This window comes from Streptomyces africanus, from assembly GCF_030816955.1.
In the GTDB taxonomy this organism is placed as follows: domain Bacteria; phylum Actinomycetota; class Actinomycetes; order Streptomycetales; family Streptomycetaceae; genus Streptomyces; species Streptomyces africanus.
This window is the reverse complement of record NZ_JAUSYP010000001.1, coordinates 986,481-1,008,954: the sequence shown is the minus strand read 5'-3', so window position 1 is coordinate 1,008,954 and position 22,474 is coordinate 986,481. Positions and strand designations below refer to the sequence as shown.

Sequence of the window (22,474 nt, the reverse complement as noted above, 5' to 3'; positions counted from 1 at the left end):
GGCTCAGTCGCCGAAGCGGTAGCCGAAGCCGCGGATGGTGGTCAGCACCTCGGGGCGGCCGAGCTTGGCCCGCACCTGGGTGAGGTGCACGTCGAGCGAGCGGGACACGGCGAGGAAGGCGTCGCCCCACACCTCGTCCATCAGCTGCTGGCGGCTGACCGCCGTGCCGGCCCGGGCCGCCAGCGCGGCGAGGACCTCGAACTCCTTGGCGGTCAGCCGCACCTCCGCGCCGCCGACCGTCACCCGGCGCGCGTCGAGGTCGACCTCGACGTCGGCGACGCGGACGGTGCGCGGCGCCGGGGCGGCGGGTGCCGTGGCGCGGCGGGTGACGGCCTCGATACGGGCCAGCAGCTCGGCCAGCCGGACCGGTTTGACCAGGTAGTCGTCGGCACCCAGCCGCAGACCTCGCACCACCGACCGCTCGTCCCCCCGCGCGGTGAGCACCACCACCGGCAGGGCGCTGACCGCGCGCAGCTTGCGCAGCACCTCCAGGCCGTCCAGGTCGGGCAGGCCGAGGTCGAGCAGCAGCAGGTCCGCCTGCCGGTGGCGGGCGAGCACGTCCTCACCGCGCCGCACATGGGTCGGCAGGTGACCGTTGTCGTAGAGCGCCTCGGTCAGCGCGCCCGCCACACCGTCGTCGTCCTCGGCCAGCAGTACCCGCACGGTCGCCTCCTTCCCGCCTCGTCAGTCGCGAGACCGGGAAGCGCCCTCGTCCAGCGGCGACGCGTCGGAGGTCTCGCGCATCCGAATGTAGACGAGCAGCGAGATCAGGACACAGGCGGTGACGTAGTAGAAGTACCAGTTCTCGTGTCCGGCGTTCTTGAACCAGAGGGCGACGTACTCGGCGGTCCCGCCGAACACGGCCACGGTCAGCGCGTAGGGCAGGCCGACGCCGAGCGCCCGGATCGAGGTGGGGAACAGCTCGGCCTTCACCACCGCGCTGATCGAGGTGTACAGGGAACTGACGGCCAGCGGCACGACCATCAGCAGGAACGCGTACACGGGGTCGCTGGTGTGCGACAGCAGGGTCAGCGAGGGCACCACCACCACGGTGCCCAGCACCCCGAACGCGATCAGCAGGGGACGCCGCCCCACCCGGTCGGAGAGCAGGCCCATGGCCGGCTGGAGCACGACGAACACGAGCAGCGCGAAGAAGTTGATCCAGGCCGCCGTGGGCTTGGCGATTCCGCTGGTGTTGACCATGAACTTCTGCAGGTAGGTCGTGTACGTGTAGAAGAACAGCGTGCCGCCCATGGTCAGCCCGACGACGACCAGGCACTGCCGCGGGTAGGACAGCAGCAGCCGCAGGCTGCCGCGGGCCGGGCCGCTCTTCTCCTGCTCGCCTTCCGACGCGGCACGCTCAAAGCTCTCGGACTCGTCCATGCCGCGCCGCAGCCACAGCACGATCACCGCCCCCGCGGCGCCGACGACGAACGCGATCCGCCAGCCCCAGGACTCCATCTGCGCGGCGCTGAGCACCTGTTGCAGGACGATCTGCAGGCCGAGCGCCGTCAGCTGGCCGGCGATGAGGGTGACGTACTGGAAGCTGGAGTAGTAGCCGCGGCGGCCGGGCGAGGCCACCTCGGACATATAGGTGGCGGAGGTCGAGTACTCGCCTCCCACCGAGAGACCTTGCAGCAGCCGCGCCATGACCAGGAGGACCGGCGCGGCGACCCCGATCGAGCCGTACGACGGCGTGAGCGCGACGATCAGTGAACCGGCCGCCATGAGCGTCACCGACAGCGTCAGCGCCGCGCGGCGGCCACGGCGGTCGGCGTAGCGGCCGAGGACCCAGCCGCCGATCGGCCGCATCAGGAAGCCGACGGCGAACACCGCGGCGGTGTTCAGGAGCTGGGCGGTCTGGTCGCCGGAGGGGAAGAAGACGGAGGCGAAGTAGACGCTGAAGGCGGTGTACGCGTACCAGTCGTACCACTCGATCAGGTTGCCGATCGATCCGCGCACGATGTTGCTGACGACCCTGCGTTCGTCGCGGCGCGGTGTCCGCGCACGCTCGGCGGTGGACTGTGTGGCCATCGGAACTCCCTTGTCTGCGGCCCGGGAGCACACAGAGTCGACGGCGCGAACAGGCTCACTCAATGCCGGGAACCAAGTCCTTACAGTCCCTTAGGGCTCGGGCACGTCGGGAGTTGAGATCTTGCTATCGTGAACCGCGCGGCCTCGAACGGGGAAGAACAGGACGACCATGACTGATCTGGACATCATCGACAATCCGTCCGATCCGGCGGTGCAGCGGATCATCGACGTCACCAAGCCTTCGCGCTCCCACATAAAGACGACGTTGATCGAGGACGTCGAGCCCCTCACGCACAGCATCGCGGCCGGGGTGGAGTTCATCGAGATCTACGGCAGCGACAGCAGTCCTTTTCCGCCCGAGTTGCTGGATCTGTGCAGGCGGCAGAACATACCGGTCCGCCTCATCGCTTCCTCGATCGTCAACCAGCTGTTCAAGGGGGAGCGGAAGGCCAAGACGTTCGGCATCGCCCGCGTCCCTCGCCCGGCCAGGTTCAGCGATATCGCGAGCCGCAGCGGGGACGTCGTCGTTCTCGACGGGGTGAAGATCGTCGGGAACATCGGCGCGATAGTACGGACGTCGCTCGCGCTCGGAGCGTCGGGGATCATCCTGGTCGACAGTGACATCACCAGCATCGCGGACCGGCGTCTGCAACGGGCCAGCCGGGGTTACGTCTTCTCGCTTCCCGTGGTCCTCTCCGGTCGCGAGGAGGCCATCGACTTCATCCGGGACAGTGGCATGAAGCTGATGACGCTGAAGGCGGACGGCGATATCTCCGTGAAGCAGCTCGGGGACAGCCCCGACCGGCTGGCTCTGTTGTTCGGCAGCGAAAAGGGCGGGCCCTCCGACCTCTTCGAGAAGGCGTCTTCCGCCTCGGTCTCGATCCCCATGATGAGCTCGACCGAGTCGCTCAACGTGTCCGTCTCTCTCGGAATCGCGCTGCACGAGAGGATCGACAGGAATCTCGCGGCCAACCGGTGAGCGTTCGTCAGTGGTGACCACCGCACACGGCGGCGATCACCACTGACGAATCGAGTCACGCCGATTCACCGGCCGGGTCCGCGGCGGACACCTCCTCGAAGGCGCGGCCGACGCCCGCGAAGGACTCGATGGCGCTGACGCCTTCCGCGATCGCCTCGACGGCGAACACGCTCGTGGACGTCGGCGGGTAGCCGATGAGTTCGATCGCCCGGCTCACCGACAGCGGATTCCCCACCTTCGCACCGTCCCAGAGGTACACGGCCCCCCAGTAGCCCCGCTCGGCGTCCGCGAACCAGGTCTTCATCCGCATCCCCTTGAGCGTGGAGAACGCGTCCACCGCGTAGTCGCGAAGGTACTCGCGGAGACTTTCGACCGTGGCGTCCGACTTCTCCAGGTTCCAGATGACGATCTGGATGTACACGCTGCTCATACCTCCCAGGCCGGCAACGCCCAGCGCTTCAGCCGGTACGGTGCCCACCACACACCGCCGCCGATCCGGACGACCAGGTGCTGCTTCTCGAACACCGACATCGCCTGGTCCGGCATGGAGTCCGCGCCGCGGTCGGCCAGCAACGAGTCGATCGCGGAGACAAGGGCGCTGTCCGAGACCGTGAGCCGGCGCAAGCCGGCGTGGCGCCGGTCCCGGATCTGCAGGAATCCGGGTCCCCGGCGGAAGAAGCACCGGCCGACGTGGTACCTCGCCCTCCAGACGGCCAGCACCTCGTCACCGCGCGGACCCTCCAGGACCGACGGGGGGAAGAGGTGGCTGAACACCCACCACACGGGGCCGTCCGACGCCAGGCGAGCCCGCCAGTCCACTTCCACGCCGTAGCTGGTGAGTTCGCGGATGAAGGAGAGCACGGGGATCATGTGCTCGGTCCCGGGCCGCCCACTGAGGTCGACAAGAGGTTCGACCGACACGAACCGCGCGCCGGACTCATGGATCCGGCGCGCCTCGTCCGCGACGTCCCCGCCGAGTACGCGGTCGCCGAGGTGCATGTTCGGCAAGGCCCGTACCCCTGGGGCACCGTGGCGCCACAGGCTGAACCGTACGTCGAACCCGCTACCGGGAATGGTCGTGACATCGTTCATCGTCGGCACGTGCACACTCACCTCTCACACCGCCACGGGCGTCGGAGACGGGCGGTCGGATGCCGACAGCCCCTGGCCCACCTGGATCTGCATGAACCTCTGGTTGCGGTCCTTCGTGACGACGTGGATCATGCGGCCGGCGTCCGTGAAGAGCAGGCCCAGTTCCATGAACCGGTCGATCACGGCGCCGACGTCCGTCTGCCCGAACCGCTTCGCGCACTCGCGCTCCAGGTACTCCATCGACCTCGGCTGGTCGAGGAGCTGGAAGAGCGCCTTCTCGACGTCGGTGGTGAGCTGGACGACGTCCCAGTCGAAGCCCGGCCGGGTGTTGGTGAGCGTGATGCCCTCGTCGGTCTCGAAGTAGGACAGCTGGCTGCGCCAGTGCTGGTTGCGCCACTCGTCCAGCCCGGCGCGCAGCTTGTACGCCATGTCGTTCCCGATGCCCTGGTGCGTCGCGTCGAAGATGTACGCGATGTCGAACAGTTCCTTCTCGGGAAGGTCGTAGGTGAGCGCGTACTGAGAGGCAGCCCACCGCTCCTGGAAGCCGAGTGAGGGGTTCTCGAAGTACGGGGCGAAGCGCTGGACGGCGAGCCGGTCGTCGCCGCCGGCCGGGCCCAGGTGGTGCAGCTTGGGGAACTGCTCGATGATCTTGGCGTAGTCCTCGTCGGTCTCGCCGGGGAATCCGTAGAGGTAGGCCCAGATGACGGTCAGCCCCAGCGACTCGGCGTCCCGCAGCATGCGCACGTTCAGGCAGCCGGAGACGCCCTTGTCCATGAGCTTCAGCACCTTGCTGCTGAGGCTCTCGACACCGGGCTGAATGCAGACCACGCCGCCCTTCGAGATGATCTCGAGCTGCTCGTAGCGCAGGTTGGCCTTGATCTCGTACATCAGGCGCATGTCGATCCCCGCCTCGGCGAGATGAGGCAGGAGCGAGTCCAGGTAGGCCATGTCCAGGATGTTGTCCACGATCATCACGTCGAGGATCCTGTGGCGCTTCGCCAGCGTCACGAGGTCGTCGATGAACTGGTCCGGCCGCTTGCTGCGGAACATCATGCTGGCGCCGTTCAGCCCGCAGAAGGTGCAGTGGTGCTTCTCGCCCCACCAGCAGCCGCGGGAACTCTCGATGACCAGCCTGGGCTCCAGCCAGAACCGGGCGTGCGACTTGGCGAACTGCTCGAAGTACTCGTCGTAGTGGGGCAGGACCATCGCGGCCGGCGGCAGCGGCTTGGTGCTCACCGCGTTGAAGACCGAGGTGCCGCTCTCGTCCCTCCAGCACAGGCCCGGGACGGCGTCGAAGGCCGGTTCCTCGCGCAGTGAGCGCAGCAGACCCGGCCAGGCCAACTCGCCTTCGCCGCGGACCACGTAGTCGATGAAGCCGAAATTGCGGTGCAGCGCCTCGCCCATCGGCCCTTCGCAGTTGGCGCCGCCGAACACCGTCACCGTCCGGGGGGACAGCTCCTTGAGCCGCCGGGCGACCGCCAGGGATGCGGTGAGCGTCTGGAACGTGGTGGTGAAGCCGACGACATCGGGTTCGCCCGCGGCGATGCGCTCGGCGAGTTCGTTGGTGAACTCCTCGACGTGTTCGTGCAGCCACAGCGTGGTCTGCGTCCGGCTTTCCACGGTCGTTCCGTGGGCGAGGTCCTGCCCGGGGTCGGTCGTCGTCTGGGGGCCGAACTTCTCGAGGAACTCCGGTACCTTCCACTTGGGGTCGTGGTAGAGGGCCGAAGAGAAGACCCAGTCGCCGGTGCCGATGTAGCAGCTTTCGAGGTCGTAGTACCTGTAGTCCTCGTAGTTGAAATCGGGGCGGCGCGCGGTGATCCAGTCCACGAAGTCGAGGTTTCCGTACACCACGTCGACCTGGGCGTCGGGAAACTCCTTGAGCGTGAGCCTCTTGAGCAGTCCGAGCGCCAGGGATGGAAACCCGATCGGACTCCACGGCACATTAGCGAGCACAATGTGCATGATTCTCCTCCGTTGAGGTCAATTTCGGCCGGACCATTGCGTAGCTGGAGGCGTGCGGAGCCAGATCCAGACGGATTCCGGTAGTAGAGCTATCGATGCGCGAGTTCCTTGGCGACGGCGTCGAGTCCCGCCGCCAGTTCCTCGGTTGACTTTCCTGCCAGCTCCTCGTTGGCGCGGGCGAGGAGGTAGCAGAGGAGGAACCGCTCAGCCAGGTTGAATCCCAGGGTGTAGAGACAGCTGTACAGCAGGCTCGTCTGAATCCGGTACGCCAGGAAATCCGGGTTCCGGTGCAGGAGGTCCGACATCTCGTGCGACAGTTCCTTCGAGTGGAAGCTGCTGCGCGACAACGCGGCATCGGGGGTTTTGTGCAAGTCGTCGAGCGTGGGCCCGTCGTGGACGATGAGTCCGGCGCGGCATTCGTCGCGCAGGGTGCCGAAGTGCTGCCGGACGACGTCCACCCAGGCGCGAGCCGGCTGGTCGTCGGCGGCGGGCAACGGGGCTGACGCACAGTCGCCGATGAATTCCCGGGCAGCGGAGCCGAATTTCTCGTAGTAGGCGGCACAACGACGCTCAAAGGCATCGGGGTCCTTGGCCTGCGCGGTCTTGGCGCCTTCGTAGTGTGAGCGGTAGCTGAGCATACGGAGGCTGAGCAGTTCGCCGAAGTCGCGGGACGACATCTGCCGCTGCTCGGACTCCAGCAGGGTGGCGCCCGAATTCGCGACCATCAGGCGCAGCGCGAGCAGGTAGGCCTTGGCCGTGTCGCCGCCGATCTCCGACACGCTGCGGGCGAGGACCGGCGCCACGGCGCGGTAGAGCCGCTTCGCCGCGGCGTCGAACCCGTCCCCGCCGATCCCGGAGTTCCACAGCGGGGAGGGGATCTCCTCGAACGGGACCTCCGCCATGGCCGGACGCAAGCCGTGGCGGTCCGCCGCGCGTTGGACCCGGTCGCGAGCCTCGCCCGCAGTGGCCGTATCGGACTCGAGGCTGATCTGCAGACAGTCGCGTCCGGTCGTCTGGTCCCACGTGCGCACGAAGTAGAAGTCACCCGGCCAGGAGGGCTGGGCCGGCCCGAACAGGTCGGTGAAGAAACCGCGGACCACCTGCGGCAGCGTTCTGTCGCCCCCGTCGAGGGGGATTGTCACAAAGACATGCACAATACGTACCTCCGGGTACGGCGCTGCCGCCGGGCGCGCATTCGGTGAATGGCGCCCGGCGACAGCAACTATCCTCGCCGCCTCATCAAGAAGACGACGATGATGTCGCGCAGGCGTTCTTGTCACTGCCGTCGGGCGCGCATTTCGTGAATGGCGCCCGACGACAGCGACTTGAGCCGTCGGGTCAGGACGACGAGGACGACGACGAGCTGGTCGTGCAGCCCGTGGTCGTGCACGAGGCCGCCATGACCTGCGACAGCGTTTCGTCGCTGTAGCTCGAGTCCTCAATCAGATCCGAGATCTCCAGCGCGTTCAGGTCGAGCTGCTCTGCAGCATCCACTTGAAACACCTCCTTTTCTGTTTGGGTACCATTCCATCTTACCGCCATATAGCGGTAGTTGTAGTGACAAGAGCCAAGAAATCCAAACAGTCACGATCGGATTCCTGCGCTCCGGTCAAACCCTGTGCGGCGCCCGCAGTTCGGTCAGAGAACTCCGGATGACATACGCCAGGAATGCCTCCGCAGCCGGAAGAATCCCCAGGCGGTTGTTGGTCGTGTGTATGTAGTTGGCCAGGCAGCCGGCGTACGGGGTTCCTTCGAGCGCGAGCTCCGCAAGGTCACTCCCCGTCGGTTTTTCCTGCACCGAGAGTGTGGAATTCAGCGCAGTGGCATAGATGTCGTGGAAGACGTCGGTGGCTCCGTCGCGCCAGACCGCGCTGCACAGGTTCGTCACCCTGCTCCGCGTCTTCTCGTACACGGCCGCCCATTTCTCCTCGTAACCGGGCGGAACCCACCTGAGCCAGTCCTCCTCATAGGCGCTGAGGAAATCCTGGCTCTGCTCCATGTCCAGCCCGGAGCCTTTGAGGGACATGGCCATGATGCGCATGGCCAGACCCGCCGGCGACGCCTTGAGTTCACGGTCCGACCGGTCGGCGAGGAGATCCAGCACCGCGGCCGAGGTGGAGCGGAAGAGCTCCTCGGCGATGCGGACTCCCGTGGTCCCGCCGTACTTCGCGTACTCGGGCGAGTAGGGGGTGGGCTCGATGGTGCCCGGCGCCCTGACCTCCTCGGGCTTCGCCCCTTCGAGATCTGCCAGGCCCGGCTGGAGGGAGGACTGCTCCTCGTACTCGGAGGCCTGCTCGGCGTTGAGCGTGGGCATCGCCGCGGCCAGCATGCCGCGTACCGACTCGACGGTCTCGTCCGACGCCCGGTGGAGCCTGAGCCGGATGTGCGGACCGCCCTGCCAGTACCTCAAGTACCAGAAGCGGTCCCGCATCCCGGCGTCCCGCACGACTGGATGGATCACGTCCCGCAGGAAGGTGGGCTGGAGGGACATCGGCAGATAGATATGGAGTGGCCGCCACTCGGCGTCAGGTTCAGTCCCTGTAGAGCTCAACGAAAAACTCCTCTGCCGCTGCCGGTCCTGAGCCGCCGTACTCGTCGGTCGCCGGCATGCACTCTCGAATGGACACGTAGACGTCGTCCCGCGTCAGCGCGGTCTTCGCGAAGCTGCGCACCAGATACGGATTGCGGAAGTCGACGTACATGGGCTTGTGGACACTGGCCCTGTGCAGGTGGTTGAAGTCGGTCCAGTCCCGTGGGATCTCCTCGACCAGCCCGGACAGCAGGTTGTACTCGTCCAGGCGCTGAGTCAGCACGAACGCGTGCTGGGGCAGGCCCTGTTCGATGCGCCACTGGTCGAAGCGCAGCAGCGCCGGGTACGAGTCCTTGCTCAGCTCGGACAGTTCGGGGATCTCGCGTGCGGGCACCGTCCAGGTCCTGCGGCTGGCGACGACGTCGCCGACCATCAGCCGGGGGGACGAGCCCGGGTACCCGCGGTGACCCATCGCCCGCCCGATGTCGTCCATCGGCGCGTAGTTGTACCGGATGGTCGGGCTCAGGGCCTCTATGAGGTTGTAGAGGACCGGCACCACGATGGGGAGCAGGAAGTTCATGGGGGTCAGATGGACGCGCTCGTCGAGCTCGGGGTCCCAGAGGAGCAGCCCGCGGTGGGCGTGGTCGATCCGGATCATCAGCTTGTCGAGGCTGTAGGCCTTCATCTCCGGCGAGGTGGGCCAGGTGCCGGGGTAGTTCAGCACCCGGTCGGTGAGCGGCGGGTGCAGGTTGAAGTTGAGCCCGGCGACCATGTTGAGGTCCGTCTGCCCGGGGAATGCCTTCCTGAGGTGTTCCCGGACGGCCGACCGGAGCGTCCAGCCCTCGGCGGCCGAGCCCTCGATGAACGAGCTGAAGCGCGAGAAGTAGACGCCGTATCCCGTCAGGACGCCGTTCACCACGACGTCGGGCGACGGGGCGCCGCCCGCGAGCTGGACCCGGAAGGTGATCGAGTCGGGGTCGACGCAGTCCTCCACGCCTGCGCACGCGTCCTTGAGGGCCTCGGGGGACATCCGGACGACGCCGTCCTCGGGTACGAGCTGCCCGCCGATGTCACGCAGGGCCTGGTCGCGCTGCGCGATGAAGGTCTCCGCCGCCGAGGAGTAACGCCCCCAGAACACCGCGTCCTGCTCGGCGTCCGAGAGCTGTACGAGCTTCTCGAAGAACGTCAGGAAGGGCACGGTCTCGCGGTCGCCGAACGTGTCCGCCGCGAAGGCGTACACCCCCAGCCGCTTCGTGTGGCCGTAGTCGAGCACCGACGACAGCCGCCACAGGCTCTCCAGCGCGGGGACGCTCTTGGCCACGGACTCCCGGTTCCAGGTGGCGGGACGGTCGGGCGTCCAGAGGTCCTCGTACACCGGCGCCCGGGAGATCTCAGTGGGGGGCGCTTCCAGCCCGCAGACCTCGGCGATGCCGGTGAGGGCCTTGTCCGCGGCGCTCAGCAGCGGCCTGCGCTTCTCCGTGGGCGCGTCGGAAAGCGCCGTTTCCAGTTCCACGAGGGTGTCGAGGTGACCGCTCATCGCGACTACGGGCGGGGTCGTCCCGGCGCGCAGGACCCCCGCCAGCTTCTCGGAGTATCCCGGGTCCTGTTCGTCGAAGCCGGGGCTGACGTACAGCAGCTCGAGCCGCAGCATCGCCCGCAGGGCCTTCCTGCTGACCTCCTCTTTGCCGGTCAGCTCGGTCAGTGCCCGGAGCACCTCGGGCACCGACGCCGTGCCCGAGGCCAGGACGGTCAGGATGCAGTTGACGACCCTGTCGCGCTTGAGCCTGACGACCGTCTCCGAGAGGCCTTCGCCGCCGGCGTCGGGGACGAGCCCGATGAACTCGATCGTCTTGTCGTCCGCGCGCAGCGACGAGTTCAGCAGCACCTGGCAGAGGTCGATACCGCCGTCGACCCGTCGCAGTCCGGCGACCAGCCAGTTCACCAGCACCCGGTTCAGTGTCGACGTCGAGTACGTCCGGGGCTCGGACACGGCGTGCCCGGCCTCGGGAAGATCCGTGGGGAAGGCGCCGACCTCGGTGAACCGGCCGAAGGGCGACGGCTTCAGCGCGGCGCGATAGGCGAAGTTCACCAGCGTGGACTCAAGGACGCGCAACCGGCTCGGCTTGACCGTACCCATCTCGCCCGAGGTGTACCGGCGCAGGCTCTCGTAGAGCTGGTCGCCCGAGAGCTGGATGCTCCTCGCCATCGAGTCGTGCTCGAAGAGCCGGGCGAAACCGGCGCGTGCCGACTGCATCCTCGCGTCGAACAGCGACTGCGCCTCGTCCTCGCAGCGCCGCGTCCGCTGAACGAGGTCGAACCACTCCCTCAGCCCGGCGACCGTGTCCTTTTCCAGGTGTGGTTCCACGACATCGATGCGCCGCGCCGCCGGTTCGGCACGCTGGTTGTAGACGTCACGGCGCAGCCGGACGAGATCGGCACGCACCGACTCGTCGACGTGCGGGACGAACCCGGCCAGAGAGTCGGACACCTCTTCCGCACGCCGCGCGCATTCCGCCCGGAGACGGCGGCTCTCCTCGATCCGCGCCCAGGTCTCGTCGAACCGGAGGTCCGCCAGTTCTGCCACCGGCAGCCGACTACGCCGGAAGAGGACGTAGGGGCTGACCCTCGCGGTGGCCTCAGCCGGCGGCTCCGCATGCTCATCCGATCGCACGAAAGGGCTCTCCTTCTCTTACCAGCGGGCTACGCAAAGGGGTGCGGCGGGACGTCCGCCGGGGTCTGGTCGTCGGGCAGCAGGGAGGCATGGGGGAGCCGTCCGCCGTGCAGGCGTGGCAGTCCCTCCATACGCCGTGTGCGGTGCCCGAATGTCATCGGCAGGCATCCGGGGACGAAGCTGCGCGTGCACACCAGCCCGCGCCAGCGCAGCTCCGGCGTGGTGAGATCGGCCGCGTAGACGTGACTGCCGACGGCCTCGATCTGCGTGCGCACGTAGTCGAGGTCCCCCTTGAGGGTGCCGAACACCGGGGCTGCCGCGGCCGCCGCGCTGAGACTGATCTCGGGCCGGTCCGGCGTCGTCAGGAACGCGAACCACTCCCGGGAGGCGGGCAGCGCACCGAGCAGGCTGTGGTCGTCCATGGTGACCAGCGAGTCGTGGTCCTCCGCGAGCCGCTGCCGGTGCTCCGGGTCGTCGTCGTACACGTACCTCATGGAGGCCACGCGCGCGGCCACCTCGAAGATGGCCGACTCGGCCGCCGCCCGCGGATACAGGCTGGCCGCGGTCGACACGAGCGTGCAGGGACCCGAGTCCGCGTCGCGCTGGGCGAGTGCCAGCACGACCGGGACCTCGATGTCCAAGGTCGCCCAGTACAGGCGGACCCGGAATCCGGTGACCACTTCGACGCGCTCCATCAAGTCCCTGATGTCGCTGTCGGCCGGTCCCAGGGTGAGTTCGGGGAGAAGCAGTTTGCGGTACCACGTGAGCAGGAAGGCGTCCCGTTCCACGATCTCGAAGAGCCCGTGCAGGGTCGCTTCCTCGTGACTCTGGCCCAGCGCGAAGCCGTTCGACGTGTCATAGAAGAACGGCTGCCGTGTCTCCGGGCGGCGCACCCACGACAGCGCGACCTCCGGAAGGTACCGGGCGGGTCCTTCGCCGAGCGGCGTGACCGGGACCCATTCCACCGTTTCGGCCGCGTCCAGCGGCGTCCAGGGAAAGTCCTCGCGCGCGTACTGGTCGGCGGAGTGGTAGCCGAGGGTGCGGGGATCGATGGCCCGTGTCCCCAGCTCCGAGAGCGAGGCCTCCACGGTGCCGTCGACCGGCTGGTAGCAGAAGCCTGCGAGACGCTCCAGGCCCTCCAGCACCGCGGTCGTCCGGCTCTTGGCGAAGCTCCGGGAGCGCCCGACCCCGGGCTCCAGCACGCCGTTGCCCAGCGGCAGGCCCACCTGCGCCGTGGGGAGGGGGCCGTCCAGATCGGCGAGCGGTTCCCTGAACAGCGAGTGCGGTCCCATGTAGTCGGACGTGAGTGTCGGCGGCAGCGGGCGGCCGGCCCGGAGCGCACCGTCGGACTTCTCGAGCAGCTCGGGCGCGGAGCCGAAGGCGACCGTGGTCGTGGTCGTCGCCGACTGGCATGCCGGGCATCCCGTCCTCGGCGGTACGAGTCCTTGCCGCACCGCGCCGCCGGCTCGGTCAACCATGGCGAGCGTGCCGGCAGGCGAGTTCTCCCGCAGGAAGAGTGCCGCGGTCCGAGTGACGACTGTGCGCACCGCGGGACCGGCCTGCTGCCAGAGCGCGTAGCTGCGCGCGCCTCCCGCGGAATCGCTGTCGGACGGCTCCTCGAACGGCATGTCGGCTGAGTCCACATGCCTGGTGAGGGACCACGCCAGGCACCGCGGGCATCCGCCGCCACCCTGGTCCGCCAGATCGTAGGCCAGGACGTAGATGCTGCCGCACCAGAACAACACGGCTATGCTCCGCCCCGTCCCGCCTCCGTCGGCGTGTACCCGTGTGGGGTCGGTCAGCGGGCCCAGGAGTACCTCCGCGGGCCCGGGTGCGCCGGCGTCGGCCAACAGAGCGGAGACCAGGTCCGCAGCAGGTGGAACTTGCGTTTCCGTACTCATGCCATCTCCACCAGTCGGACCTGTTGCCGCGCGAAGGGAACCGTTTGCGCGGTCACCTCCGTACACTGCGGCCGTGCGATGTGCCGCCATACCTCAGTCCAGTCACGGAAGTGGGGGTTGAGCGGAACCAGGGCGCTGTCGTCGTTGACGAGCCGGAGCAACGCCATCGACACCGCTTCCGCGTAACAGGCGCCCGCGCCCTGCGTGACCGCTTTTCCGGTGGCGCGCCCCAGGACCCGGTAGATGCCGTTCGGCAGGCGGGTGCCGGACCACTGCAGCGCCTCGCAGCCACCGGTGCGCTCGACACCCCGCTGGATGTACCGGCTGAATGCGGCACACTCGTCGTGCCCCAGGTCGTCGTCGGACAGCGGCACCCACTCGGCGTCGTCGGCCGGCGTCAGCATCGACTGCCTCAGCAGGGCACGGTAGACCGCCTCGTCCAGAGTCCAGCCGGCGCTGAGGTTCGGCCGCGGTCCGTCGTGCTGCGCAGCGAAGAGTTCGAGGCCGTTGAGCGCTGCCTGATACAGGGCCTCCCGGGACGACAACGTAGCGGCGGTGATCTCGTGCGCCTCGGCAGGTCGGACGAGGAGGGTGGCCCGTGCCTGTCCGAACGGGACTTGGGGCAGGTCGCCCCCGTCCAGGTACCGGAAGGGGCCGACGAATTCGTCCGTCCAGCCGGCCAGGACGTCGATGATGTGCCCGTGGTCGTCGTCCAGCCGGCTGTCGTCGTCGGGACTGACGATGTCCCTGCGGACCAGGGCCTCTTCTGCGTCGTCGCGCTGGTCACCGGTGGCGGGTGGTACCACCGCCCGGTGGCAACGGCAGCCCGCTGCCGACCACGCGGGATGCGGTTTCACCGTCGGCAGGCTCGCATCGAGGGGCATGGCCACCGCTGCTGCCGTGTGCTCACCGAGCCCGGCAGTGCGCTGGTAGATCGCGTGGATCACGGCTGCCGCAGTGAAGTCGTCCGGTGCCGGTGACACGGTGCCGGCCGGAGCACCGGGCTGCGCCGTGCGACCGTACTGGCACAGGCAGGCCCAGCAACCGGTCGACTTGTCGTCGGACCAGAGGATCCAGTGGCGCCGGCCCGCCTCGCCCACGATGCCGTGCGGTACGCCGCGGTCGAGCAGTGAGTCCTGCAGTCGCACGGTGCGTTCGTACGGGAGGCTGTCCGCGTCGATGACGACCAGGCCCGCGTCCTCCCACTGCGGTACCGGGTCCTCGTCCGAGACGGTGCGGTACTCGGTCCGCAGCCCGAACAGCGGTGAACTGACCAGCAGTTGGCGCAGGCGCGCGAGCCAGTCGGCGCCGCCGTACAGGTGGAGGGTGGTGGCGAGCACGCGGTCCAGCGCGCGCACCGGTTCATCCGTCAGCTGTGAGAAAAATGGAATCAGCCACTCCGCCGCGGGGCCCTTGACGGTGGCCTGATGGGCGATCGGCGCGTCGAGGACAGTCACGCACCGATGGGCCACCAACGCGTCGAGCACGCGCGACACCGCCGCGCGCGACCCGGCCGGGAACGCACCGACCAGGTCATGACCGGTGCGACTGCCGTCCGACCGGTCCAGCAGCGTCGAGACCACGCCGAAGGCGGCCGCACCCTTGATCGTGAAGGACGCGGAGCCGACACCGATCCATGCTCCGTGCTTCGTCCGCAGCGCGGACACGTCCGGGCGGGCGAGGACGACACCCGCCGCGTGCGACGCACCCTCGTAGGACATCAACTCACTCACTTTCGTCGCGCAGCATGTCGCGTCGCCGGATGACCGTCGACGGGGTGGGGAATCGGCGCGGTTTGACGCCGGTGATCACGGCGCCGGGTGGGCGTAGGTTGCGGCGAGCAGGGGGTGCCGGGTCACACCGTCGCTCTGGATCAGATTCCGGACGGCCGAGCCGATGAACCCGCCGAACATGGTGCCGACGAGATCGTGGGACTGGCATCTCAGGTGGAAGTCGTAGAGGGCCATGGAGGCACGCACCGTGCAGAGACGGTAGCCGTGCGATCCCGCCCACGAGTCCGCGCGGTCGATGTTGGCGTAGACGCTGACGATCCCGCCCGCGTCAGCGAACTCGCGCTGCACGCCGAGGAGTTCGGGATCGCCGAGGACCGAGGCCGGCGCAATGAACGACAACTCCTGCGCGGTGACCCGGTAGACCCCGGCCGGCTTCCCCTCGCTGCGCAGCGCGAAGACGAATGCCTCGAGTGGGCCGGCGTCGTCATCGAGCTTCCAGTCGTCGGCATCACGCCGCAACGCGTTCTGCAGCAGGCTCAGGACCAGGTCCGTGCGCACTGGTGCGTCCGCGTAGTGCAAGGACGACCGGCGTGTCAGGAGGGTGGCGCGCAGATCGCGGGGGTGCCCGGGGGCCGCCTCCTGCTCATCGATGGCGACGGGCGTGGCATCCGGGAACGGCTTCGGTGACCGGTGTGCCGCGAGACCGTCGCCCGTACGGGCACGAGCGGCGAAGCCGTCGAGCAGCGGTTGCATCATGGACGTGTCGGATCGCATCGATTCAGCCCACTTCCATGACTGCGGCGATGGGTTCTTCGGCCGGGGAGAGGCCCAGGTACTCACTCAGCAGGTGGTCGTCCCAATCCGTGACGAGTGAATAGTCCAGGTTCAGGTGGTCGGTGACCCTCCGGGCGGTGGACAGTCCGACGCCCGCGTCGCAGAGTGAGAGCCGGAGCCCGAACGTGCCGTATTTGGCGGCGATCTTCTTGAGGTTGGAGGTGACGACCAGCAGCAGCGGCCGGCCGCCCGGCAGCTCGTCGGTGGTGAGTTGTGCGAGGGAGTGGTCCTGGTCGCGGTACGCGTACCCGCCCACGGGCAGTACGGCCTCGTCACGGCTCACCACATAGGCAGTCGCCGAGCCGATGTTGCCGCCGGCCGCGGTCCATCGTTGTACCCACCCCTCGGTCCGCTCGCGGATGCCGAATGCCATCGCGAGCAGGAGGGAGACATCGGGCCGGCCAAGGTCGGCCCGGTCTCCGACCGGCGCTCCGGCCAACCTCGACACGTCCGCCTCGGGCAGAGCCACCCGCGGGCAGCTGGGCCAGCTCCGGAACTCCCACTGCAGCTTGATGTTGGAGGACTGGAAATGGGCCAGATGCCCTTTGGGATCCAGAAACCTGCGCGGTGGCAACGCCACGGCCGCCTCGTATGTCGCGCTGGATGGCGGCACGGACGCCGTCGTACCCTCGCTGAACGAGCAAGTGGGACACCCGGGGCGGGTCGCGCTGGGGCGGTGTCGCGTCGACAGGGTGTTCAAGTCGATGATGCCCGCGTCGAGCGGCAGGTAGGTCCGGATCGATCGCGAGACGAGCGCGAGCACGTGATGTGCGACGAGGCCGGCGATGAGGTCGTACGCGTGCTGCGGCGGATCATCCGACAGGTCGTCCTCGCCCGACACGCCGCACTCCAGGCACGGGGTGAACGCGGGGTCGACGTACGGTCCCATGACCATCGAGGTGCTGTCGGCCCGGACGCGCAACAGGGACCGCTTCTCCGACCAACATCGGCGCTGCAGTTCGATGAGCTCCGGCTGAGACTGCCGGGTCTCGAAGAAGACGACGAAGGCGTCGCCGGCGACCGGCAGCCGATCGATGTCGTCGACGACCTCGCACACCCCGCTCAGGCAGGTCGTCGTGGCCTCCACCAGGGGGCGGTGCCCGGCGACATGGACGGTGGCGCGATCGAGCCTCGCCGCGGCGTCGGTCCAGGACAGGTTCACTCCGGTGGAGTTGCCGAGCCGTGACAACAGGCAGGCGAGCTCGGGCGGCAACGCCGGGTGTTCGCCGACCCGGGTGCCCTCCTCCAAGGCCCCTGACGCCCACAACAGGGCCAAGGCCTTGTGGACGACCGCCTCGTCGAGTCCCACCGCGGCGGCGAGATCGGCATGCGTGGCGGTACCGTCACAAGCGGCAGCCAGCCGGCCAAGATGGCCGCGCGCGAACTTCCCCGTGAAGACCTGCCGTTTGTCCGCGCCATCGAGCATCACGGCGTCGCCGGACTGGCGCAGCCGAACGCCCTTGCGGAGGGCGGGGCGGACGGGGACAGCGATCTGCTTGTCCCGACGCGCGACCCGTCCGAGGGTATCTGCCCTCAGCTCAACACCCATCGGTTGCACTCCTCCCCCAAAGCGAAAACGTCACGTGAGACCAGCCACCGCGCCGATGCCGGTCCGCCGGTCGCCCCATCGGGCACCGCAACGCTGACAGCGATCCACCGCCACCGTCGACGCGGTCGACAGCGTCCCCGTGACCAGATCGAACTTCCGTACAGTGCCGCCGAGCCCCACTGGGCCCGTGCGCAGCTCGGCCATGGCCAGTGTCAGCAGACCGTGCGCGATCGCGAGGTGCATGCGGCCGAAGCCCTCCGGCAGGCCCCGGGTCGCCTCGCCCACGGGATCGGTCTGGGCGGGATCCCGGTGCTGCTCGGCGCGCCGTAGGTAGCAGTCGTAGCAGGCCGTGGCCCCGGGAATGACGGCCGGACCGCACACGATCCTGGTCGGGTACAGCTCGACCGCCACCGTCGGGACGCCCCGCTCGAAGCCGAACCGGTCGAGCGCGTCACGCAGCTTCTCGTCCTGCCCGGAGTACACCGCCGCGATCATCGCGGCGTGTGACAGCCGGGCGTCGTCGGGAAGTTCACTGCCGGTCACCCGGCTCGATGCCGTCGCCTGGTATGCGTCGGCGTACTGCTCCCCGAACGCGTCCCTCACCAGGTACAGGCATTCCTCTGATTGCTCAGACAGCACGTGCCTTGTCCCCTATCTACGCAGCTCTACGCAGCAGGCTGCGGTTCCGGATTCAGCGACTCCTCGCCGTGGCTCTCGTGTCCCATCGCCGTCGGCGCGGTGTAGAGCCGGTCCGTGCCGAGGTAGCGCTCGCTGTGAATGAACGACAGGGGCACGGCCTCGGGGACCAGCACCTTGACGGCGTGCATGCCGACCTGCCGTGCCTCGTCCGTGGTGACGTCCACCACGAGCACCTCGGCCCCCCGCGCGGCCACCCGGGACACCGCGGTCGCCAGCGGGTCCGGGTCGGCGGACAGGTCGGGCAGCTCGTCGAGGCGTCGTACGTCCCGCTCGCCTTCCAGCAGGTGCCGGAAGGCGTCCCGTCGGTCGGCCGAGGCGTTGAAGGCCGCCGAGCCGATCACGCTGACGGTCCCGTCGTCGGGCCGTCCCGCCGGCCGGCTGTCCACCGCGCCGCGCAACGCCACCCGTACGGCGGCGAGTTCACGGTAGATCTTGGCCACGGCCCGCCGCGGATCGACGTCGCACGTGGCGCCGACGATCTGGGCCAACCGGTCTTCGTGGGGCGAGAGTTGCACGGCATACACCACGGGGATGCCGAAGTCCGTCGTCGCGTCGAAGAGCCGGACGTCGAGGTGACGCGCGGTTCCCGTCGCGTGGTAGGCGCGTTCGAGCGGTTCCAGCAGCTCCGGATCGACCGACAGGTGCGGCAGTCGCAGGCGTTGCAGCCACGCCAGCGAGAGCGCGTCCCGCTCCACGACTTCGAGCAGCCCGCCGAGCACCGCGCTGCGGAGATCGGAGTGGACGGCCGCTCCCGTGGTGATGCCCCTGGTGAAGCGTTCCGACCGTGACTGCGGTGCCATGTGCAGGTACACCGTGATGGCCGGGACGAGGACGGAGCACCGCCGGGTGAGCGACCAGGCCCGGACCCATCTGATCGGAACGGCCGGGTCGTACGGGACCAGACCGCAGTCGTCGCGAGCGAACTCGCTTGCGGAGCACTGGGGCCAGCGCGTCGGCGAGACGAACTCCTCGGTGAGCTCGTCCTCGGCGGCGACGAGGATGTCCTCGTCGTGCCAGGCGCAGACCGAGTACCGCTCGAGAGCCTCAGCGATCGAGACCAGTCTGGCCCGCTCGCCCGCAAGCGCGCTGCCGACACCGTCGACGTTCCCCAGGTCACCGTCGTTGCTCCAGCCCCGCATGCTGTGCAGGACCTTCGACGGATCGCCGATGCCGGCGACGCGGATGGCGAAGTCCGGATCGCCGTCGGCCACCGGCAGAGCCGCGGTGCGGGATACGAGGCCGTACGGCGAGACCAAGGACGCTATTTGCTGTAACGCAGGCGTACTGACGTCCACAGTTCTCCCCCGTTGAGAAACCTAGACACACGGCGGTTGGTCGACCGCCGTGGGTTGATCGTTACCGACGGGACTCAGGCCTGTCAAGCAATCCCCTGTCGGCACATTGGTTGCGGGTTGAAATTCTTGCTGGTCAGAACGCCCTTTCTGTATGTAGGCAGCATGCGTGCCACTGGACGAAATTCGCGGGCTCAGGTGTGATGGTGGCAAGGCACTGGCCGTCCAGGGCGATGTACGGCACGATGTCTGGTCGGCGGAACGGGGAGAAGCGTCGGGACCTGCGGCGATAGGTACGGACCTGCGTGCATGAAGCAGGAGTCCGTGGGGTATGTCCAGGTGTTGGCGCGGCCGAAGGGGCTCAAAAACGCAGCCCAGAAACGGTTTTCGATAGGCCCCGGCCTGCCCGCAACAGAGGCGAGAAGGCGGTCGAAAGGGGAACTCGCGGCGGATTCGTCGCGGATCTGGATTTGCGAACCTAGCCGATGGTGACCCTTTTCTGGCACAGTCGCTGGAACCCCGAACCGAATCCGATGAGCGCGCTGCCCTAGTGCCGCGTGCGGTGTGGGGAGTTCCCCGCGGCGGACAGGTCCAGCCCGATCGGGCACGGGGCGGATTGACAACGGGAGAACGACGTGACCGACGTGACCAAAGAGAACGAGCGGCTCCTCGCACTGTGGCAGGAATACGCTCCCCGCTACGACCGTGACGCCGGGCGTCTCGAAAAGATGCTGCTCGATGACGGGCGTGCCTGGGTGGCCGGCCAGGCAAAGGGGGAAGTCCTCGAAGTCGCCATCGGCACCGGCCTGAATCTGGAGTTCTATCCGGCCGGGGTATCCCTGACCGGACTCGACCTGAGCCCGGCCATGCTGGACCAGGCCCGGGACCGTGCCGCCGCACTGGGCCGGGAGATCGAGCTGCGGGAAGGACAGGCCCACGCGATGCCGTTCGCGGACGACTCGTTCGACACGGTCGTCTGCACGCTCGGGCTGTGCAGCGTGCCCGACGAACGGCCCGTGATCGCCGAGATGTACCGGGTGTTGCGACCTGGGGGGCGGCTGCTGCTGCTCGACCACGTGGGCAGTCACCACCGGTTGGTCTTCTGGTGGCAGCGCATGCTCGAGAAGAACATGCTGCGGCAGTGCGGCGACTACCAGACCCGCCGGCCGCTCCCGCTGGTCCAGCAGGCCGGATTCGTCATCGAGCACCAGGAAAGGCGCAAGTTGGGCGTCGTCGAGCGGGTCACCGCGCGCAAGCCGGCCGCATAGCGGCCGGCTTCACTTCGGTCGACCACCGATTCGACGAGCAGCGGACAATCCGGTGGAAACCCTGGCTGCGGTGGCCGTGTTCGGGGACTTTCTTTTCTGGGCCCAGGGCGAAGCCCTCCGCCGACGCATCCATACCTACGTTCTAGCAAAGGATGACGAAACGTGACATCCATGGCCGACACCTGGGGAATCCACGAGGCGCAGTTCTGGCTACGTGGCCAGGCGCCGGAAGCCCCGGTGGGCTACGACGCTCAGGCCGGAATCTGGTGCGTCTACGGCTATAAGGAAGTCCAGCACGTCCTGGCCAACCCCGCGACGTTCTCCTCGAATACACAGCGCGTCATACCCAAGGACATGCTGGAGGGCCAGGAGGAGTTCAGCGAGGGCAACCTCATTCAGATGGACGCGCTGGAGCACAAGAAGCTCCGCGGGCTGATCAGCCATGCCTTCACGCCAAAGATGGTGGCCGATATGGAGCCCCGCATTGCCGAGCTGACCAATGAGTTGCTCGACGAAGTGGCCGACGGCAACCGGATGGAACTGGTCAACGACCTGGCCTATCCGCTTCCGGTCATCGTTATCGCCGAACTGCTCGGAGTGCCCAGCTCGGACCGGCACAGGTTCCGGGAATGGGGCGACGCCCTGATGGAGAGCACCCAGGAGTTCTCCTTCGCTGACCGGACCGAAGAACAGCGGCAGCGGCTTCAGGACGCGATGCAGAAGGTCCGGAAACTCTCCGACTACCTGCGCGAACACGTGGAGGACCGCAGGAGGAATCCCCGCAACGACCTGATCACCAAGCTGATTCAGGCCGAAGTCGACGGTGAACACCTCACCGACAACGAAGTGGTGAACTTCTCCAACGTCCTGCTGATCGCCGGGCACATCACCACCACGATGCTGCTGGGCAACTCGATCCTGTGCCTGGACACCCACCCGGAGTGGTTCGCCAGGGTGCGCGAGGACCGGAGCATGATCCCCGCGGCGATCGAGGAAGCGCTGCGATACTACAGCCCGTTCGCCGGGACGGCGCGGGCCACCACGACCGAGGTCGAACTCGGCGGCGAGCGCATCCCCGCCGACTCCTTGGTGGTGACGTTCCTCGGCGTGGCGAACCGGGATCCGAAGGTGTTCACCGATCCGCACACCTTCGATCCGATGCGGGACCCGAACCCGCACATGGCGTTCGGCCGTGGGGCACACTTCTGCATCGGCGCGCCGCTGGCGAGGCTGGAAGGCAGAGTGGCGCTGAACATCCTGCTGGACCGCTTCCCGAACCTGCGGAGCGATCCGGACAGCCCGCCGGTGTTCCTTCCCAGCCTGAGCATGACCGGGGTCAAGAAACTGCCGCTGGTGTTCTGAGCTCGACCCCCACAGCCCATCACCGGGGAAACGCCGAGTGGTTCGTACCCCATGGATTGATCACTCGGCGTCCACCGGCCGGCCGGGCTGTCGCCCCACTGTCGTCGGTGTGGGCATCGTGGACCCGGTCGGCCTCGGGGGTGTAGTTGAGGCAGGCGGCGCCGGTGCCTACGGTCGCGAACGCGCGCCGGCTGTGAGGGTGGAACAGGCTCCCGGCGACTTGATCAAGCGTGCCCACGACGCGGGCATCCTGTGGATCCAGCAGGTCATGGACGTCCGGCAGGCAGAGCAGGCCGTAGGTGCGGGCGCGGACGTCATCGTCGCCCTGCGCCGGACCGCCGGCACGTACACGCGCAGCACTCCGAGCTGACCCAGAACCGCGAGGCGCACGAGCCTGTTCGACCTGTCGGACATTGTTCGGAACCTATTGACGCTGCCCTGGGCGTCGGCTGAGACTCTCGCAACACACGTCACCTGTGTAACGGCAGGCTCACGGCAAGGACGTGCCGTCGCCTCGTCGTCTCCGCGTTTTCAGCTCCGCCTTGTCCGTCATCAGCCATGCCTCAGC

At 68.0% G+C, this 22,474-nt stretch carries 19 protein-coding genes; 4 read left to right on the top strand and 15 right to left on the bottom strand.

Annotated elements, in window-relative coordinates:
* Positions 1-3 precede the first annotated feature (3 nt).
* Positions 4-663 carry a response regulator transcription factor gene (locus tag QF034_RS04800; protein ID WP_307173736.1) on the bottom strand — a complete coding sequence of 220 codons (660 nt, stop codon included), beginning with the start codon at positions 661-663 and terminating at the stop codon, positions 4-6.
* A 21-nt stretch (positions 664-684) separates the two neighbouring features.
* Positions 685-2,034 (bottom strand): MFS transporter, encoded by a 1,350-nt coding sequence (locus QF034_RS04795; RefSeq protein WP_307173735.1) that lies wholly within the window; start codon positions 2,032-2,034, stop codon positions 685-687.
* Positions 2,035-2,203: 169 nt separating this feature from the next.
* Here QF034_RS04795 and nshR point away from each other — a divergent pair, with 169 nt between their 5' ends.
* Positions 2,204-3,013: an NshR/TsnR family 23S rRNA methyltransferase gene (gene nshR, locus QF034_RS04790; RefSeq protein ID WP_307173734.1), complete on the top strand. Its 810-nt coding sequence runs from the start codon at positions 2,204-2,206 to the stop codon at positions 3,011-3,013.
* Positions 3,014-3,068: 55 nt separating this feature from the next.
* Here nshR and QF034_RS04785 read toward each other — a convergent pair whose 3' ends face one another.
* From QF034_RS04785 to QF034_RS04725, 13 genes are all read right to left on the bottom strand, one after another.
* Entirely contained in the window at positions 3,069-3,443 is a 375-nt protein-coding gene (locus QF034_RS04785) for a hypothetical protein (protein ID WP_307173733.1), read from the bottom strand.
* The gene (locus QF034_RS04780; protein ID WP_307179801.1) at positions 3,440-4,012 is read right to left on the bottom strand and encodes a DUF5825 family protein; all 573 of its coding nucleotides are present in this window, start codon (positions 4,010-4,012) and stop codon (positions 3,440-3,442) included. The genes QF034_RS04785 and QF034_RS04780 overlap by 4 nt, the downstream gene beginning before the upstream one ends.
* Positions 4,013-4,129: 117 nt before the next feature.
* A complete protein-coding gene (locus tag QF034_RS04775) occupies positions 4,130-6,067 on the bottom strand; it encodes a RiPP maturation radical SAM C-methyltransferase (protein ID WP_307173732.1) in 1,938 nt (645 codons plus the stop codon).
* A gap of 89 nt (positions 6,068-6,156) precedes the next feature.
* Entirely contained in the window at positions 6,157-7,209 is a 1,053-nt protein-coding gene (locus tag QF034_RS04770) for a hypothetical protein (RefSeq protein ID WP_307173731.1), read from the bottom strand.
* Between the two features lie 196 nt (positions 7,210-7,405).
* Positions 7,406-7,561 carry a thiocillin/thiostrepton family thiazolyl peptide gene (locus tag QF034_RS04765; RefSeq protein ID WP_086844216.1) on the bottom strand — a complete coding sequence of 52 codons (156 nt, stop codon included), beginning with the start codon at positions 7,559-7,561 and terminating at the stop codon, positions 7,406-7,408.
* Positions 7,562-7,676: 115 nt separating this feature from the next.
* Positions 7,677-8,618: a thiopeptide-type bacteriocin biosynthesis protein gene (locus QF034_RS04760; RefSeq protein WP_307173730.1), complete on the bottom strand. Its 942-nt coding sequence runs from the start codon at positions 8,616-8,618 to the stop codon at positions 7,677-7,679.
* A complete protein-coding gene (locus QF034_RS04755) occupies positions 8,599-11,268 on the bottom strand; it encodes a lantibiotic dehydratase (protein ID WP_307173729.1) in 2,670 nt (889 codons plus the stop codon). Before QF034_RS04755 ends, QF034_RS04760 begins: the two co-directional genes overlap by 20 nt.
* Positions 11,269-11,297: 29 nt before the next feature.
* Complete coding sequence (locus tag QF034_RS04750) at positions 11,298-13,169, bottom strand: YcaO-like family protein (protein WP_307173728.1); 1,872 nt, start codon at positions 13,167-13,169, stop codon at positions 11,298-11,300.
* The gene (locus QF034_RS04745) at positions 13,166-14,890 is read right to left on the bottom strand and encodes a hypothetical protein (protein ID WP_307173727.1); all 1,725 of its coding nucleotides are present in this window, start codon (positions 14,888-14,890) and stop codon (positions 13,166-13,168) included. The genes QF034_RS04750 and QF034_RS04745 overlap by 4 nt, the downstream gene beginning before the upstream one ends.
* 87 nt (positions 14,891-14,977) lie before the next feature.
* Entirely contained in the window at positions 14,978-15,676 is a 699-nt protein-coding gene (locus tag QF034_RS04740; RefSeq protein WP_307173726.1) for a nitroreductase family protein, read from the bottom strand.
* 4 nt (positions 15,677-15,680) lie between these two features.
* Positions 15,681-17,285, bottom strand: a complete 1,605-nt coding sequence (locus tag QF034_RS04735; protein WP_307173725.1) for a tpaE — start codon at positions 17,283-17,285, stop codon at positions 15,681-15,683.
* A 30-nt stretch (positions 17,286-17,315) separates the two neighbouring features.
* Positions 17,316-17,888, bottom strand: a complete 573-nt coding sequence (locus tag QF034_RS04730) for a TOMM precursor leader peptide-binding protein (RefSeq protein ID WP_307173724.1) — start codon at positions 17,886-17,888, stop codon at positions 17,316-17,318.
* A 62-nt stretch (positions 17,889-17,950) separates the two neighbouring features.
* Entirely contained in the window at positions 17,951-19,240 is a 1,290-nt protein-coding gene (locus QF034_RS04725) for a YcaO-like family protein (protein WP_307173723.1), read from the bottom strand.
* Positions 19,241-19,911: 671 nt separating this feature from the next.
* Between QF034_RS04725 and QF034_RS04720 the strand changes: the two genes are divergently transcribed.
* The 3 genes from QF034_RS04720 to QF034_RS04710 all read left to right on the top strand — a co-directional run bounded on the left by QF034_RS04720 (position 19,912) and on the right by QF034_RS04710 (position 22,276).
* On the top strand, positions 19,912-20,544 hold the full coding sequence (locus QF034_RS04720; RefSeq protein WP_193504090.1) for a class I SAM-dependent methyltransferase: 633 nt from the start codon (positions 19,912-19,914) through the stop codon (positions 20,542-20,544).
* Positions 20,545-20,715: 171 nt separating this feature from the next.
* Positions 20,716-21,906, top strand: a complete 1,191-nt coding sequence (locus tag QF034_RS04715) for a cytochrome P450 (RefSeq protein ID WP_307173722.1) — start codon at positions 20,716-20,718, stop codon at positions 21,904-21,906.
* 199 nt (positions 21,907-22,105) lie between these two features.
* A complete protein-coding gene (locus QF034_RS04710) occupies positions 22,106-22,276 on the top strand; it encodes a hypothetical protein (protein ID WP_307173721.1) in 171 nt (56 codons plus the stop codon).
* The last annotated feature ends 198 nt before the right edge of the window (positions 22,277-22,474 follow it).

Coding starts and splice junctions, on each gene's coding strand:
- QF034_RS04745 (WP_307173727.1), bottom strand. CDS start 14,890: ATGTCCTACGAGGGTGCGTCGCACGCGGCGGGTGTCGTCCTCGCCCGC.
- QF034_RS04795 (WP_307173735.1), bottom strand. CDS start 2,034: ATGGCCACACAGTCCACCGCCGAGCGTGCGCGGACACCGCGCCGCGAC.
- QF034_RS04750 (WP_307173728.1), bottom strand. CDS start 13,169: ATGAGTACGGAAACGCAAGTTCCACCTGCTGCGGACCTGGTCTCCGCT.
- QF034_RS04715 (WP_307173722.1), top strand. CDS start 20,716: ATGGCCGACACCTGGGGAATCCACGAGGCGCAGTTCTGGCTACGTGGC.
- nshR (WP_307173734.1), top strand. CDS start 2,204: ATGACTGATCTGGACATCATCGACAATCCGTCCGATCCGGCGGTGCAG.
- QF034_RS04780 (WP_307179801.1), bottom strand. CDS start 4,012: ATGCACCTCGGCGACCGCGTACTCGGCGGGGACGTCGCGGACGAGGCG.
- QF034_RS04735 (WP_307173725.1), bottom strand. CDS start 17,285: ATGGGTGTTGAGCTGAGGGCAGATACCCTCGGACGGGTCGCGCGTCGG.
- QF034_RS04775 (WP_307173732.1), bottom strand. CDS start 6,067: ATGCACATTGTGCTCGCTAATGTGCCGTGGAGTCCGATCGGGTTTCCA.
- QF034_RS04740 (WP_307173726.1), bottom strand. CDS start 15,676: ATGCGATCCGACACGTCCATGATGCAACCGCTGCTCGACGGCTTCGCC.
- QF034_RS04785 (WP_307173733.1), bottom strand. CDS start 3,443: ATGAGCAGCGTGTACATCCAGATCGTCATCTGGAACCTGGAGAAGTCG.